This is a genomic window from Elizabethkingia miricola (assembly GCF_001675285.1).
GTDB classification, from domain to species: Bacteria; Bacteroidota; Bacteroidia; order Flavobacteriales; family Weeksellaceae; genus Elizabethkingia; species Elizabethkingia miricola.
Genome location: NZ_LSGQ01000030.1, coordinates 70,375 through 86,967 on the forward strand (window position 1 = coordinate 70,375; position 16,593 = coordinate 86,967).

The 16,593-nt window shown below is 33.8% G+C and carries 14 protein-coding genes and 1 riboswitch; of the genes, 2 read left to right on the forward strand and 12 right to left on the reverse strand.

What is annotated here, in order from left to right; translation table 11 throughout:
• Positions 1-58 precede the first annotated feature (58 nt).
• Complete coding sequence (locus tag ATE49_RS14880) at positions 59-403, forward strand: DUF3817 domain-containing protein (RefSeq protein WP_035591022.1); 345 nt, start codon at positions 59-61, stop codon at positions 401-403.
• A 230-nt stretch (positions 404-633) separates the two neighbouring features.
• The gene (locus ATE49_RS14885; protein ID WP_065082811.1) at positions 634-2,913 is read left to right on the forward strand and encodes an outer membrane beta-barrel family protein; all 2,280 of its coding nucleotides are present in this window, start codon (positions 634-636) and stop codon (positions 2,911-2,913) included.
• Between the two features lie 78 nt (positions 2,914-2,991).
• Here the strand turns inward: ATE49_RS14885 and ATE49_RS14890 are convergent, their stop codons facing one another.
• From ATE49_RS14890 to ATE49_RS14940, 12 genes are all read right to left on the reverse strand, one after another.
• On the reverse strand, positions 2,992-4,014 hold the full coding sequence (locus tag ATE49_RS14890) for a hypothetical protein (protein ID WP_065082812.1): 1,023 nt from the start codon (positions 4,012-4,014) through the stop codon (positions 2,992-2,994).
• Positions 4,011-5,606, reverse strand: coding sequence for an FAD-dependent oxidoreductase (locus ATE49_RS14895; protein WP_233174435.1), 1,596 nt, complete (start codon positions 5,604-5,606; stop codon positions 4,011-4,013). The genes ATE49_RS14890 and ATE49_RS14895 overlap by 4 nt, the downstream gene beginning before the upstream one ends.
• Complete coding sequence (locus ATE49_RS14900) at positions 5,581-7,095, reverse strand: polyamine aminopropyltransferase (RefSeq protein ID WP_065082813.1); 1,515 nt, start codon at positions 7,093-7,095, stop codon at positions 5,581-5,583. The genes ATE49_RS14895 and ATE49_RS14900 overlap by 26 nt, the downstream gene beginning before the upstream one ends.
• On the reverse strand, positions 7,088-7,303 hold the full coding sequence (locus ATE49_RS14905; protein WP_009087265.1) for a DUF350 domain-containing protein: 216 nt from the start codon (positions 7,301-7,303) through the stop codon (positions 7,088-7,090). The genes ATE49_RS14900 and ATE49_RS14905 overlap by 8 nt, the downstream gene beginning before the upstream one ends.
• An 11-nt stretch (positions 7,304-7,314) precedes the next feature.
• Positions 7,315-7,506: a hypothetical protein gene (locus ATE49_RS20060; RefSeq protein WP_078406370.1), complete on the reverse strand. Its 192-nt coding sequence runs from the start codon at positions 7,504-7,506 to the stop codon at positions 7,315-7,317.
• A 10-nt stretch (positions 7,507-7,516) separates the two neighbouring features.
• On the reverse strand, positions 7,517-8,920 hold the full coding sequence (locus ATE49_RS14910) for a DUF4178 domain-containing protein (protein WP_065082814.1): 1,404 nt from the start codon (positions 8,918-8,920) through the stop codon (positions 7,517-7,519).
• Position 8,921: 1 nt separating this feature from the next.
• Positions 8,922-9,281, reverse strand: a complete 360-nt coding sequence (locus ATE49_RS14915; protein WP_065082815.1) for an S-adenosylmethionine decarboxylase family protein — start codon at positions 9,279-9,281, stop codon at positions 8,922-8,924.
• Positions 9,282-9,314: 33 nt separating this feature from the next.
• Positions 9,315-10,238 (reverse strand): citrulline utilization hydrolase CtlX, encoded by a 924-nt coding sequence (gene ctlX, locus ATE49_RS14920; protein ID WP_065082816.1) that lies wholly within the window; start codon positions 10,236-10,238, stop codon positions 9,315-9,317.
• An 86-nt stretch (positions 10,239-10,324) separates the two neighbouring features.
• The gene (locus tag ATE49_RS14925; protein WP_065082817.1) at positions 10,325-11,611 is read right to left on the reverse strand and encodes an O-acetylhomoserine aminocarboxypropyltransferase/cysteine synthase family protein; all 1,287 of its coding nucleotides are present in this window, start codon (positions 11,609-11,611) and stop codon (positions 10,325-10,327) included.
• Between the two features lie 134 nt (positions 11,612-11,745).
• A riboswitch (SAM riboswitch) is annotated at positions 11,746-11,843 on the reverse strand.
• 65 nt (positions 11,844-11,908) lie between these two features.
• Positions 11,909-12,826, reverse strand: coding sequence for a dimethylarginine dimethylaminohydrolase family protein (locus tag ATE49_RS14930; protein ID WP_065082818.1), 918 nt, complete (start codon positions 12,824-12,826; stop codon positions 11,909-11,911).
• A gap of 223 nt (positions 12,827-13,049) precedes the next feature.
• Positions 13,050-15,401, reverse strand: coding sequence for a TonB-dependent receptor domain-containing protein (locus ATE49_RS14935; protein ID WP_081278492.1), 2,352 nt, complete (start codon positions 15,399-15,401; stop codon positions 13,050-13,052).
• 108 nt (positions 15,402-15,509) lie between these two features.
• Complete coding sequence (locus ATE49_RS14940; RefSeq protein WP_065082819.1) at positions 15,510-16,541, reverse strand: helix-turn-helix domain-containing protein; 1,032 nt, start codon at positions 16,539-16,541, stop codon at positions 15,510-15,512.
• Between the last annotated feature and the right edge of the window lie 52 nt (positions 16,542-16,593).

Here is a 16,593-nt window from a genome sequence, read left to right on the forward strand (position 1 = left end):
AGAAGCTAATAACAATCAGCTGCATATTCTGACAACTAATCATTATCTTTGCAGCAGAATGGAATTTATCAATCGCTATTTCAGTAAATACCCCGAGGAAACAATTATCAGATGGTTTAAAAACATTTGTATTGCAGAAGCTGTTTCATGTTTTCTGCTTTATTGTATAGCCATGGTATGGAAGCGTTATGATCCGGACGGATTATTATCCACAATTTTCATTATTGTTGTTGGTAACATTCACGGTCTATTTTTTACACTCTACTTACTCTTATGTCTTCCTTCCAGAAAAATTTATAACTGGGATGATGAGGATTTTGTTTTCGCACTTTTAGCTGCTCTATTCCCTTTCGCAACCATTTGGGTAGACAAATCTCTGGCGAAAAAAAACAGAGAAGAATAATTTTTTCACTTTAACATGTAACAATTTTAGCCTCTCAATTGTCTAATTGATAAAGAGGTAATTTTCCGTAATCAATTTTTATAACTGATAATCAACTAGTTAAATTCAGTATTAAAAATATTTTACTACTTTGTATTGCATAATACTAATTTATAATTATATCTTTGCCATGTAAAATATTAGATAATAAAAAATACTAAGCACTAATTAACACCTAAAATAAACTTGCTATGAAACGATTAATCTTCTCTATAGGAATTCTGGGGAGTATCCTGGTAACAGCACAGCAATCCAAAAAAGATACAGCCAGCACAAAAAAAATTGAGGAAGTAACACTTACAAAGAAAGTCTTTCAGAAAAAAACAGACAGATTTGTATACGACGTAGCAGCATCTCCTGTAGCAAAAGGAAATACAGCTTTTAATCTATTAAAAGAAACTCCTCTGATATCATCGACAGATGATAAAACACTAAGAATAGCTGGAAAATCTAATGCAGTAATCTATATCAACGGTAGAAAAACACAAATGGATGCTGATGGCCTTGTGGCTTTTCTTAAAAACACACCAGCAGAAAACATCCAGAAAATAGAGGTTATTACTATGCCTGGAAGTGAATTCCAGGTAGAATCTTCAGATGGAATTATAAACATTATACTAAAAAAAAGAACAGATAACGGACTGAATGGAAACCTGAGAATGGCTAATAATCAGGGGTATTATAATAATCCCAGCGCTGGTGTTTCAATTAACTATCGCAAAAATAAATTAGGTATAAGTTCCAGTATCAATACCAATGATTACACACAAAGACAATATTATATTCTAAGAAACGGAAATAGTACTTCCAACAATCAGTCCGAAGGAGGTATGTCAGATCCTAACAAAGGAATTGGTGGTTATCTTAATATTGATTATGCTCTGACTGAAAAAAGTAATCTTGCATTAAGTTATAATACCCGATATAATAAGAGTTTTAATTCTGTCTCAAACCTATTCAACACCTTAAAGGTCCAAGACAAAAACGGAGACTGGCAAACAGGCTACAACATGACAAAAAACCATGAAAATGCACAGTCATATAACAATTCGGTAAACCTGAATTACGAGTTAAAAACAGACTCTCTTGGTAGTAAACTTAATCTGAATGCGGCATATTTTAATTATCACAGAGGACAAAATAGTACCAATACAACTCTGGATGCAGATCAATACGGAAATACATATTCAACTTCTAAAAGAATCATACAGGCAACACCACAGATGATTAATAATTTCTCAGGTATGGTGGACTATATAAAAAAATTCAAAAATGATTTTACCTTTTCTGTAGGCGGTAACTACAGTAATACAAAAACAGATAATGATACAAAAACCACAACTTACAAAAGAGATCCTCTAGCCCCGACTAAGTATAATATAACAGATACTCCTAACCATTTCATATATACTGAGAATATATATGCAGTATATATGACTTTTGATAAAAAATTCTCGGATAAATTCAGTGGAAAGGTTGGAGCCCGCTATGAGATAACTAATAGCCTCGGCACATCAGACAATGCCCAGACGCCTGAATACAAAAGAATTGAAAGAAATTATAATAACCTTCTTCCATATCTTAGTTTAAATTATGCAATCAACAAAGATCATAATCTTTCTTATTCATTTTCCAGCAGAATGAGAAGACCATCATTTTGGGAACTCAATCCTGTAAAAGAGTATCTTACTGATTTTAATTATGTACAAAACAATCCATTCGTAAAGGCATCTTCTGTATATAATCAGGAACTTACCTATATGTATAAAAATTCGTATTTTATAATTATCGGGCACAAGTATATTAAAGATGTATTAAACCAAATTCCATTGCAAGGTTATCCTGTACATCCTGATGGAACAGTAGGAACTCAGAATGTTTTGCGGTATATCCGAACTAATTTTGGAGACAAACAAGAGCTTTCTGCAATGTTTGGCATTCAGAAATCTTTCTTTAATCAATACTGGACAACCAGCTTTAACATTGGAATGCAACGAAATATAAATAATGGAACTCTCTCTATAGATCCTACGACCGGAGATAGCTTTCAGGATGCTAAAAAAAAACCTATAACTTATGTTAACAATATAAAGTCTAACAGCTTACTCATCCAAACTAATAATACATTCCGTCTGGACAAAGCAAAAACATGGTATCTGGGGGTAAATTATTTCTTTGTAGACAAACAACAAATTGAATTAGGTCAGTTAAAAGCTTTGAGCAGTCTCGATGTCAATATCAAAAAACTTTGGAATGACTGGACTTTTGCTTTAGAAGTAAGAGATCTTCTGAGAACAAATAAAGTAGTTATTACTGATCCACAGTCTAACGGAAATTTTAATTATGTAAATCAAAATGGTTACCAACAACAACTAGAGCTTTCTATCACTTATAACTTCGGAAATAAAAAAGTAAAAAAAATGCGGGATATAGAATCTGCAAATGATGCTATAAAAAACAGAACGAAGTAAATCAAACCAATATCAAATTATATTTTTCACGAAACGCGCCGCAGGCAATGCCTGCGGCGCGTTTAATTTTTATATATTTTAAATTTTGTTTCTTCTCCATATAAATCCATCCAGTAGATAATGGGTAAGCTGTGGCACAACTAAAAGAGGAACAAGTATATAATAAATCCATGCAGGAAAACTGATCTCAGCAAAGTTAAAGTGTTCTTTCCAGACCATAACTTCCCAAAGCATTTCCTCAGAAAACGCAAATCCTGCTACAACAATAATAAAGAGAAGAATCCCAACACTACTCCTGAATATTTTAAGCTTATTAAGCTGTTCTTTATCTTTATGTCTGATCTCTTGAATATAGATTAAAGCCATGTATGGTATTCCATGTGAAATAACATTAAGCAATGTGAAAATCAAATCATTATTATAGTATACGATTCCGAAATACCAAGACATAAAAGTTCCGATAATCAACATATTTTTAGGAATATTAAAGACTTTATCTTTTATGAAGTAATAGGTTGTCTTCCCTATCCAGCATAATAAAATCAGAAAATACAGAATTCTAAACATTGGTAGTGCAGAACTAAAATCTGCCAGCCATGAAAACTCATCTTCAACAAACCACGTAAAGCTTCTGGGGGTACAAAACCAGAATAACATTGGATAAATAGTGGCTGTATAAATGGCAATTTTATCAATATACCCAGATACTCTATCTTTTTCAAAACGCGAATAAATCCTCGTAAACCCGTATTGCTGCCTTATAAAATGGAATACAGCAACCAAAGCAAGTGCAGACCAGAAAAACAGATCTCCTATCTGAAAAAAAATAATCCCAATAAGTAAGCTTAATAATGGTATTGTAATAAAAAGCTTTTTCCGCTTTATAAACTCATCTTTAATAAAATAAGTTTTAAATAATGTAGAATACACGTGTGCTACATCTATAAATACAATGAGAAATAACCATGTAAAAAAAGAATATTTGTTTTCTATGTTCTGTAGTTTTCCATGAAATAAAACAACAAAAGCTAAAACAAGAAACGGAGGCATTAGTATGCTCCAAAAATCAGTCTTAGCATTATGTATCCAAGGTTGCTTCATGATAATATTTGTTTTGCAGCATTGATTCCCTGATGGAAAGCTTCTTCAAATATAGAAATTCCAGATAAGTCTGAATGGGCAAAGAAAACTTTTCCATCTATATTTTCTTTTGCTTTTTGGGATTCTTCGCCAAAAATCTGATTAGGAACTGGAGAAATCATTGCGTGTCCTACCCTGTTGAATTCCATATCCAATACATAATCTTCTATTTCCGGGTGTGCTTTTTTAAGATCATTAAGAACCAGCTTTTTTAATTCATCTTCTGTCTGGCGCAATAATTTCTTTCGGGCAGCTTTGCAGTTATCTGTAGAAAAACTTCTGTAATAAGTAATAACTTTTGGCCCCGTATTTTGAGAAATATTCTGGTGTAAATCATCGATGTACCCCAGGCCATCTGAACCATAAATAACATTATCCCAGGCTAATTCTTCCTGACCCCCAAATTCATTTTTTAAAGTTATAGTTGTCAATAACCAGGGAACATAATTAAAGTTTTTAATTTTTCTGGTTTTAAGTATATAATTGTTGATAAACTGAGGTGTTGCAAACAGAACCTTATCAGCATTAATCTTTATTGATTTCTTGTTCACATCGTCATAAACTAAAACCTCAGCATTTTCACGTTTAATATCTAACTGATAAGCCAAATGTTTTTTCAATATCTTTCCTATTGAATATTTAGCTAGATACTGAGTAAGGCGGGCATTTCCCTCCGGCCATGTAAAAACCTGGTCGTTATGATCCACTGCCCAGTTATGTTTTCTTCCTGCAAAATAATGAATCCCAGCCCATGCAGAAACATAATCTATACCTAATCCATAATCATCTCTGCATGAGTAATCCAAATACCATAAAAGTTCTTCAGAAGAAAACTGATTATTGCTCAGCCATTTTTTAAAGGAATAAGTTTCTAATTCCCTAGCCTCTTCCGCAGAACTTGATTCCTGTACCGGTATCATAAACCAATATTTACCTGCAGAATCTTTCTTTTCTTTAAAATCTTTTGTTATTCTAAAAAAACGCATAAACTCTTCCTGGACTTCTTTAGAAACACCTTTTTGAGGAACAAGATCATTTTGCCAGGAATTTTTAAAAAACAGCCTTTCATTTTGTGGAAAAACAAGCTGATAGTCGTCTAAAATAGGTTTCCCGGATTCATTATCTCCCAGATACATCCCGGATTCTTTTAGAAATGAGATTACCTCAACATCTTCTTTGTTGGGAAGAGGCAGATAATGTGCGCCTCGTGGGTATTTTGAGAACTGGTTCTGTCCGGCAGAAGAATTTCCACCAATATATTGTTCCATTTCGCAAATCAGAAAATTATTTTTATCGTTTTGTGAAAGGTAACGTGCCGCAGATAATCCGGATACCCCACCTCCTACAATCAATATCTCTATATTTATTTCCTCTGTAATCTTTGGAAAGTCCTTTGCCCACAAACGATGTCCAAGAACATGATCAGATCCCGTAATCTTCAGCAAAAGGCTTTTTGATTTCTTTACACAAAACTGCAAAAAAGGAATAGCCATTCCAGCTAAAAAGGTTGTTTTCAGAAAACTTCTTCTATTGTACCCGCCCCCACTCTTCATCAAAATAGCGAACTAAAATTTGGTTATCCAAACGGTTAATTTCTACCTGATCTGTTTTCATATCCTTGTTGAAATATGCCATTTGGCTAAAGTTATAATCATAATATTTGAGTCCTTGAAGACGGTGGTTTATCTCACCATTAAGAGCTTGTCCCGAGGCTAAACAAAATCCCCATTCTCCAAACGAAGGAACATAGGTATGGTATGCTGAAACATGGTCAAAAACCTGAGCCAGCGTTTTCTGAATACACCAGAATGATTTAGGTGCAAAATACGGAGATGTTGTTTGCACAGAGATAAATGTCTCTGGATTTACAATTCTCTTTAGCTCCTTATAAAACTGTAGAGAATATAATTTTCCAAGACTATAATTAGATGGATCCGGAAAGTCTATAATAACAACATCAAATTTAGATTTAGCATTCTTCACCCATACATAGGCATCCTGATTAATGATACTAACTTTTGAATTGTTTAATGCATTATGATTCAAATCCCGCATTGTCTTATTTTCACGGAAAAACCTTGTCATTTCTGCATCCAAATCCACTAGTGTAACGTTTTTCACTTCTTTATACTTCAGGATTTCCCGAACAGCAAATCCATCACCGCCACCTAATATCAAGACATTAGAGATTACAGGTGCCATAGACATTGCCGGATGAATTAATGCTTCGTGGTATCTGTATTCATCTGCCGAAGAAAACTGCAAATTGTTGTTAAGATACAAACGAAAATCTTTATTATTTCTTGTTAATGCAATACGTTGATAAGGAGAATTATGAGTATAAATGATATTTTCTCCGTAAAGCTTCTCCTCAGATAATGCAAGAATCTTATCGGCAAAAATGAACAATACAACTAAAATTATAAATGAAAGTATAGATTTTAACTGAAGCCATCTTCTTTTTTTAAGTTCTTCTTTCAAATAAAAACTTAAAAAAATAGCCACAGAAATATTAATAAGTCCAAAAAAAAGTGGAGTTCTTAATATTCCGAGATTAGGAATCAGTACAAGAGGAAAAAGTATTGAGGCTAATAAAGCTCCTATATAATCGAATGCAAATACATTAGAAACTAAATCCCTGAATTTGACCCTGTCTTTCAAAATATTCATTAACAAAGGTATTTCAAGCCCTACCAGGCAGCCTGTAAGAAAAACAAAAAGGTAAAGTATCCACTCAAAATGACTAAAAGTATTGAATACAACGAATAGTACAACGGAACTAATTCCACCAATGACTCCTACCAGAATCTCGATTTCTATAAACCGGTCGATTAAATTTCTGTGAATATACTTTGCCAAATAGGAGCCTACTCCCATAGAAAAAAGATAAACTCCTATAATAAATGAGAATTGCTTAACTGAATCCCCAAGCAAGTAACTGGCTAAGGCTCCTGCTACCAATTCATAAATCAGACCGCATGTTGCAATAACAAAGACAGAAAAAAGTAAAAGTAATTCAAATGGAAGTTTTCTTCTATCCATGAATTGCAGCACTAATGATAATTGATATTCCTATTATGAATGCTCCTAGGATAATAGCTAAGGCAATGTTATTATTTTTGGAAATTTCATGCCATGTCTTTTCCGGTGTTATTTTTTCAATAATTAAGTAGCATACAAGTAGTATTGCTATTCCTAGGAATGAATAAAGAACAGAGTTAATTACTGGAAGAAAGTTTATTTTGTCCATAGCTGTTGTATTTATTTATGATAGAATCTGTATGATGAATGCCCTCTTGAAGAGGAGGATTTACCATCCTTATATTTTTCAGTTTTTACGCAATCGCAAAACTTATTTCCGGAGAAAGTAAGATAAACGAAACTCCCCAAAAACAATATACCAATGCTCAGTAGTATCCAGTTTATTTTAATGTAGTTCAGAATTTTTTCCATCTCTTATATTTTAAAATGGCGAATTTGAGCTGTTATTCCATTTTGCTCTGTCAAAATAATTTTTCCCATAATATAGCACAAGCCCTATGATAACAAGAATAATCATTATAATCCAAAAATTCCAGAAAGAAACAGGATACCATTTTGCAATAATCTTCAGGGTCGGAAGTTCTTTCAGCTCTATTTGTGCCTCTGTTTCTTTAATTTTGTTTATTACCTGTTTATGTCTGACTATGTCTGCAGAATCTGCACGATATCCATTTTTATCTTCATAATGAGTAACTTCATGATTTACGGTATCGTGCCCTCGAACACCTCCTTCGGGAAGATGTGTGACAGTAATATCTTTTATAGAAGGTGTAACCTCTGTTACTGGCTCTTCTTTTTCACCGGAAATCAGAAAATGATACTTTCCAGGTGCCACCCCACAAAAATTATAATCTACACTTGTGTTACCTTCCGCCCAGTTTTCTCCATCTTCATAGCCATGATAATATTCAATATCCTTGGTAGCTGTAATAACTTCGTTATTTTTTTCATTTACAAGACTTACATCGAAGGTTGCCCAGGAGTTATCTACATTAGAAAAAGCTTCTACATTTAAGGGAGCTGAACCTCCGGACAATTCAAAACTTTTACTTAGGTATTCCTTATCCTTAATATTTTTAAACTCAAGCTTTTCTTCAAAAACAGTATAATTCGTACGTGAGTTATAAACCCAATATTGAAATATACAAATGAGAAGAGCAGTTATCCCCAATATATTTACAACCTGCTTAACATTGAAATAATAGGGCTGCACAATTCCTATTCCATAATAGTAAGGCAGATAATCTGGTTTAAAACTTTTCTTAATATAGCTTTTAGAAATATGCCTTCCCCAAAAATATTCTGTTCCAATACCACCTTCTTCACGGGAAACCATCTCTGTCCCATTAACAAATTCTTTATAGCTAGCTACTTTAAAGCTTAGTTTATCTTCAAAAAAACCATAAGCTATATGAATTGTACTAGGTGTGGTTTCGTACCAACGGTATTTTTTTCCTTTAAATTCACAAAAATATTTAGCTTCTTTCAGGGGTTCCGTTTGTGGAAGCATAAAAACCCAATGTCCATCGCTTTCACTCAGGAATGCGGTATTTCCATTTTTATTCCTCAAATAATATTCTCTCCAGTAAGTAGAGCTTCCATATTTCCTCATCACAACTCCTGTGACAAAATATTCAACACCATCAATTATACCTTTTTTGGTTATATCCAGTACAATATTACTTGGTGAAGCATTGAAAACCTTTACAGATTTATTATTTTTTACGTCGATAAGATTTCGACAGGATATACATACATATTCTTCGATTTCAAAATCAAGAGCATGCTTATTTTCAGTGCTACAGACGGGACAAACAAATTGCATTTTATCTGTAGATTTTATCTTGTTGTATTATCCCCCCTTCAAAAAATGCAACAATACCAGCTGCAATGTTTTCAACTTTCAGCTGGTTATCCTGTTTGTAATTGCATAGAAATAAATCAAACTGTAATTGATTATATTCTGGCCAGGTATGAATACACAAATGGGATTCTTTAAGAATAACTGCTGCAGTAAAACTGTTATTATCAAATACGTGCGAAGATATCCCTACGACTTCCGTCTGGTTATCTCTAAGTAATTTTTCCGCAAAACTTATAAACTCCCTGTGTTGATACAACTTGATATCAGACGGGGTTTTCAGTGTTATAAGTATATGTAAACCTTTGTTAAGAGTAGATTTCAATAATAGTTGTGAATTTCTCCAAATATAATAAAATTATGCTTTTGGAAGAAAAACTTCAGCCATCATACAACGGGCACTTCCACCGCCATTTTTTTCTATGGTATGAAGGTCGGAGTATAATATTTCGGCATGTGCTTCTATAGTTTGAATTTGCTTCGAGGTAAGGCTCTTATATGCACATTCACTCATTACCAAAAATTTATGCCCTTCATTATTTCTTACTTCAAGCATATTACCTGCAAAGTTTTGCATTTGCTCTTCAGTAATTTCAATGACTTCCTTATGGCTTTCTGTAAGTGTTTTTTCTACCTGCTCTCTTTCCATAGCATCATCAATTGTATCCAGACAGATTACAGCATAGTCACTTCCCACACACATCATTACATTGGTGTGATAGATCGGAAGTCTCTCTCCGTTTACAGATTGGAAAGAGTGGAATACTACAGGCTTATAACCCAATTCTGCACACCATTTTTTGAAAACTTCTTCATCAAGACGTAATGAAACAGCTCCGTAAGCAATCTTATTCTCACGGTCAAGAATCATACTTCCTGTTCCTTCCAAAAATTTATTTTCTGCTTCGAATACCGAATAATCTTTAACTGTAGCAATGCTAAGTCCTTTTCCGGACAATTCGTCTAAAATATCATTTCTGCGTTCAAGCCTTCTGTTCTCTGCAAACATCGGATATAAAATGACAGTACCATCCTGATGGAAGCTTACCCAGTTATTTGGAAAAATAGAGTCTGGTGTATGTGGATCCAAGGTATCTTTTACGGTAATTACATTCACACCTTTGCTTCTAAGCTTATCTACAAAAGCATTAAACTCTCTCAGCGCTTCAGATTGTGTCTCTTTGGATTCATCATTTACCTGAAAATAATTATTTACTGCCGTTTGTGCATTAAATCCAAATGCAACAGGTTCTATCATTAAAATCGTATCAGTTGACTGCATAATATTTATTATACAGCAAAAATAAAAAAGTTCCGTCGAATCTCTTCAACGGAACTGTTAATAAAGTAAAGTAAGTAAGAATATTTTTAGAACGCCTGTGCAAAATCGGCTATAATATCATCTATATGCTCGATTCCGACACTTATACGTATTTGTCCGGGTCTAATTCCTGCTGCTTCCTGCTGTTCATTACTTAACTGTTCATGGGTCGTAGACGCTGGGTTAATCACCAATGTCTTTGCATCGCCTACATTTGCCAGGTGACTGGCCAATTTCAGAGAATTAATTAATTTTACAGCTGCCTCCTTTCCGCCTTTTACCTCAAAGTTCAGGACACCACCAAAACCTCTCTTAAGATATTTATCTGCATTAGCCCTGTCTGTAAAGTTGGGAAGTCCCGGATAAATTACACTTTCAACATCCGGATGCTGCTCCAGATATTCAGCCAGTTTTTGCGCATTCTGAACAATTCGTTCCAGTCTTAAGGATAATGTTTCCAACCCCTGAATCAACTGAAAAGAATTAAATGGTGATAATGCAGGACCAAAATCACGAAGCCCTTCTACTCTTGCCTTAATAATAAAGGCAATATTTCCGAAAGGTGAATTCTTACCAAAAGCATCTGTAAACACCAGGTCATGATATCCTGGAGATGGTTCTGATAATAACGGAAATTTCCCGTTTGTCCAATCGAATTTACCACTGTCAACTATTATTCCTCCAACGCTGCTACCATGTCCGCCAATCCATTTGGTCGCAGACTCTACAATAACAGATGCTCCATATTCGAAAGGATTGAAAAGAAAACCACCGGCACCAAAAGTATTGTCGACAATTAATGGAATTTGATGTTTCTCAGCTACTTTAGCAATAGCTTCAAAGTCGGCAACATTCAACGTTGGATTACCGATGGTTTCAATATATAGAGCTTTAGTGTTTTCATCGATTAATGCTTCAAAATCTTCAGGATTATCATCTTTTGCAATTCGTGCATCAATACCCAGTTTTTTGAAACTTACGGTAAACTGATTGTAACTGCCACCATACAGATAGGGTGAGCTTACAAAGTTATCTCCCTGCTGAAGGATATTGGTTATAGCAATAAATTGTGCTGCATGTCCCGAAGAAACTGCCAGAGCTCCTGCCCCACCGTATAAAGCGGCGATTCTTTTTTCAAAGACATCAGTAGTAGGATTCATAATCCGGGTATAGATATTTCCAAAAGCTTTCAGACCAAAAAGGTCTGCTGCATGTTGGGCATCATTAAAAGTATAGGATGTTGTCTGATAAAGCGGAACTGCACGGCTGTTAGTATCTTTATCCACTTCGTGTCCTGCATGTACCTGTAACGTTTCGAATCTGTAGTTACTCATAATATCTTGTCTTTTAGTTATCTGTTATTTCAGACTTATCCACAAGATGAGTAAATGCCGGAGAATAAAAAAACTCTTCCGACAAGTCGAAAGAGTTTTGAGTATTTTAATGTAAAAATTTCAAACTTTTTTCAGACTTATCTTTCCCTTTTGGGGGTTGAATGTGGCACCTTACCTTTGCAGGTTGCCAAGACTTCACCGGGTCAATTCCCTCTGTCTTTCTGGATAAGTAAATTGGATTTCTATATAAATCCTCGACAAAAGTAGTAGATATTATTTATATCTGCAAATAAAATTTTATTTTTCTCTAACCAAAGGCATTGTGGAACAACGTAAAAGCCCTCCCATCTTAGAAACTTCTCTGTACGGAATTTCTTCCACCGTAATGTTCCATTGTTCTCTGAGATGCTGATTCAGCCTAGTAAAAGATCCGTCAGTTACAACAATATTGTGATCTATTGAGAAAATATTAGGTACCATGGCTACCATTTCTTCGTTATTAATGACAAAGCAGTTTTCCTCACCAAAAATATCCAATAGTAACTGGTAATCGCTTTCTTCTACAAAACCGTCTTTATAGATAATACATTTATCTTTCCCTACAGGATTAAATGTACAATCTAGATGCAAAATTCCTTTCTTCGGGTTTTTATCATCTTTCTTCAGGTCAAGATCTATAATTCTTTTATGTGGAAAGTATTCTTTTAGTATTTCTATCGCGTATTCGTTGGTACGTGCCGTTTTAAAACTTCTGTAGTCTTGACTGTAACAGGTTCCTACAAACAGAAAGTCATTCCATACAATAACATCACCACCTTCTATATGAGCGCTTTCCGGCAGATTGATAATATTCCTCCATGGAACTTTTTCAAATATTTTTCTGTAAGCTTCCTGCTCATCTGCTCTGTCTTCAATGATATTGGAGATAATCATTTTATCGTCGATAACAAAAGCAACGTCTCTGGAAAAAACCTGGTTGTAGTCTTTAATAATTTCAGGGCGGAAAACTTCTACATTATATTTGTGGAGTACTTTTTCAAAAGCATTCATCTCTGATATAATGTCCTTTTCTACTGGGTAAATTTCTTTTTTGATGCTCTGATATGACTTAGCATCATAAGAGTCTTTTAACTCCGGAGTATCACCCATTGACTGAGGTTGTCCCAGAACAACACTTTTCAGTCTCCCTGTTTCATTTTTAATGTTTAGCTTCATAAATAAAAACTAGAAGCGCAAAGCTAAACAAATCAAAAATCTTCTACAAATGGAGTACTTTAAGACAATAATTAACTTTTAGAGTTATATTTTATACTAAAAATGCTACTTATACAAACCAAATCATGTTTTAAACAAAACAAAAGATATTTTATCTGAATTTAGATCAAATTTTAACTTTATATGAATTTTTTATCCATAAAAATACTTTTTACTGAGCATTTTATCGTGCTCTGTTTTCTTCTTCACTTCTTTTAAGTTCTTTAGCTTCATATCTTGAAGATCCAAAATTATAACTTAATGCAAAAACTATTTTCCGGAGATCATTCCAATGCTGCAGTTGATTATTCATAATCTGTTTGTGTCGGAAAATTAATGTCTGGGCAAAACTGTCAAAGATATTATTGAAACTTAGCTTCATATTTAGCTTATTATCAAACCAACTTTTCTGTATCGACAGATCAACTGTATAACGGGATTTATAAATGTAAAGGCTGTTCCCTGACTGAGATTCAAAATATGAAAAAATATTAGCTGTATATCCTTTAGGAAGAGTAAACGTCTGATTAATTTTAAAGGTATAAGAATAAATACTTTTTGTAAAGACAGTATCTAAATAAGGTCTGTATTCGTAATTATAATTACCTGTCCATTGTGTATTAATATTCCACCATTTTGTAAGTTTCACCGGAAATGAAATTTCCAGAGCTGCAAAATCCTGATAAGGTAAGTTTGTTCCCAGATATTCTAAAATATTGGTCTCCGGATGATATATCGGATATCTTACAATAACATCACTTTCTCTTCCAACAATCAGGGAACCTATAAAATTTTTCTTACGGAATGTTGCCTTTAGCTGGCTGGTTATAGAGGGAAGTAAATATGGGTTTCCAATCCAGTAATTAAGTGGACTAAAATATACCCGAAAAGGATTGAGCTGTGAAAATGGAGGTCTTGTCATTCTCCTGCTGTACGATAAAGACAATTCAGATGAGTTATTTATAGTATAGTCTAAATTAATTGACGGAAGCCACTTGGTATAACTTCTATTAACAACCGAATCCATAGTTACAGCATTAGAAATACTATTCGTATGCTCAGCCCTTAAACCTCCATTAATGCTAAATTTCCCGAATTTATGGCTGTAAGAAATATAGCCTGCATAAATTTTTTCTTTGTATAAAAAGAAATTACTCCTTCCAGGATCATATTCAAATTTTTGGCTGGAAGAAAGTGTATCATAGCGTATATTATTATGTGTCTCTGAGGAACTGAACTTTAATCCCGCTTCTATACCAGCCTGTCCTATCTTTTTGGAAAGATCGGTTTGCAAAGTCAGTATATTTACTTTATTAAGCAAGTCTGATTTCCAATGAGATAACTTCACACCTGTCATCTTATTTCTGTCAATAAAATCATCATTCTGATTGTTTTTCACTGACAGGTAATTCCCTATTACATTGAATTCAAAATTATTTTTACTGAAAGAATAATCCAGAACTGCACCTGTATTATTCTGATGATAATTAATAGGATTTTCGCTTCCTGTATAGGAAACTACATCAACATCATCTTTTTTTCGGGTCAATAATTCACCAATCCTGTTTCTTTCGTCATAGCGGTCATTCTGCCTAAATGTTAACCCAATTTTGTTGTAATCATTGATTCTAAAATCTAATCCGGCCTGCAAGCTATATACCCGCCAAAACATTCTCTGGTAAATATCGGTTCTCATGATATTGGTATTTGCCAATTGTTGTAATGCATTATACCTATAGGTATTGATTCCGTTATTATAACCCATTATTAATTTATAAGCAACTCTGTTTGTGTTATAAGAAATATCCAGATTATTTTCAACAAATACTGTTCTGTTTAGCTGAAGGTTTCCCGAATAATTTCCCCGTAAACCAAGCTGGTTATTCTTTTTAAGTTTAATGTTTACAATTCCTTTTATTTCTGCATCATATCTGGAAGAAGGATTTGCTATTATTTCAACAGCCTTAACCATATCAGGCATCAATGTCTTCAAATAGTTTTGCAGCTCCTGAGCACTCATTACTAACGGCTTTCCGTCTACAAAAATACTCGCTGTATTTCTCCCTATCATTACAGCGCTATCTTCCCCCAGGCTAACTCCTGGAGTCTTCCGCAGAACATCGATAAGATTAAGAGAAGTTTTTAAATCTTTATTTCTGGAGACTGAATATTCCGGATTTCCATTATTTATTTGTACATTTCGTCTACCCCGGATTGTTACTTCAGAGATTGTAGCAGTAGCAGGGTGAAGTAAAATATTCTGGTTATTTACAAAATTATTAATCCTCGTCTCATCAAATCCTGCAGCAGTAATCATAAGTTGAAAAGCAGAAGTACTACCTGATGAAAAACTAAATATTCCCAGCGAATCTGTATTTGTTTTTTGGACAGGCAGATCTGAAGATGTGAATATTCTAACTTCAGCATTTGTCACTGGTCTTCCGGTTTCTGCATGAATAATTTTTCCCCGAATAGATTGTGCGGTAAAACTTACTGATAGAAGAAGTAAGATAATGCTCCAAAATTTTGTCGTCATAGTTCTTATTTTAATGACTCAAAAATACCGGAGCGGGATATGGGGGCAGACCTGGATTTTAAATATTGAAGTCCTGAATTATAATTTCGGAATTATCAATACCTATTTTCAGTCCATTGCAGAGTTTCTGTAAAGTTGCGGTGTGGCGTTTTTAATTTTTTTGAAAGTTGAGAAAAAGGTCGATTTCGAATTAAAACCTACTTCATATCCTATCTCTTCAATTTTAAGAAAAGAATCGGAAGTAATTATTCTACACGCTTCTTCTATTCTGTATTCATTAACATAAATAGAAAAACTTTTACCCAGGTTATCGTTGAGGAGTTGTGAGAGCTGATGCGCAGAAATATTCATTTTCGAAGCCAAATCACTTAGCTTAAGGTTAGGATTTTTATACAACTCTTCTGCATACATCAACTGATCTAACCTAGTAACAAAATTATCTGCTTTCTCTTCACATATTTTTTTGTTAGAATATTTACCTGCTTCCTTCAAACCTTCAGAATGGTATTTGCGGTTAAATAAAATAAGAAAATTAACATACAGAATAAATGAAAACACTATACTTCCGCTCAGGCAATAAATTTCTACGATTTCAACAGAAATCAGTTCATATACGGAGAAAATAATAACATTACTTACCAAGACCGGAAGTATATATCTGTTCAGGTTCTTGGAATATTTTTTTGAGAGAATATAATACTGATAGACTGACAGCAAAACAAAAGTCATCCATACTCCATAAATAAAGGCTCCAAAATATTGCATCCAGGTAATCGGAAAGATAAGATATAAAAAGCCAACAATTCCTAAAACAATTGTTAAGGTGCTAAAGCTCTTTTTACATTTCCTAATATTGAACTGCTCTTGTTGAATGGAAGACAATACAAAATAATATAATGCAGGTCCTACGAAATAAAGTGCAGCAAGTCCCAAATGTGGTATAATCCGAGGCCAGTCCTGATCAAAATAAAAGCATACAGATATCCCTACTCTGGTACTCAGCATCAGCAAAAGAAGTCCCAAAAAGAAATCCGGGATATATTTTAACTTTCTTACAAACAAAAGATAGCCTCCTAACAGTAAACCATTAAAAGCACCTATTCCGCTAAAGAAGAATAAAACCTGTTGTCCTAAAGTCATTGTTTGTGAGATTATTAACTCTTATAAAAATACTAATTATTTATATTCGATC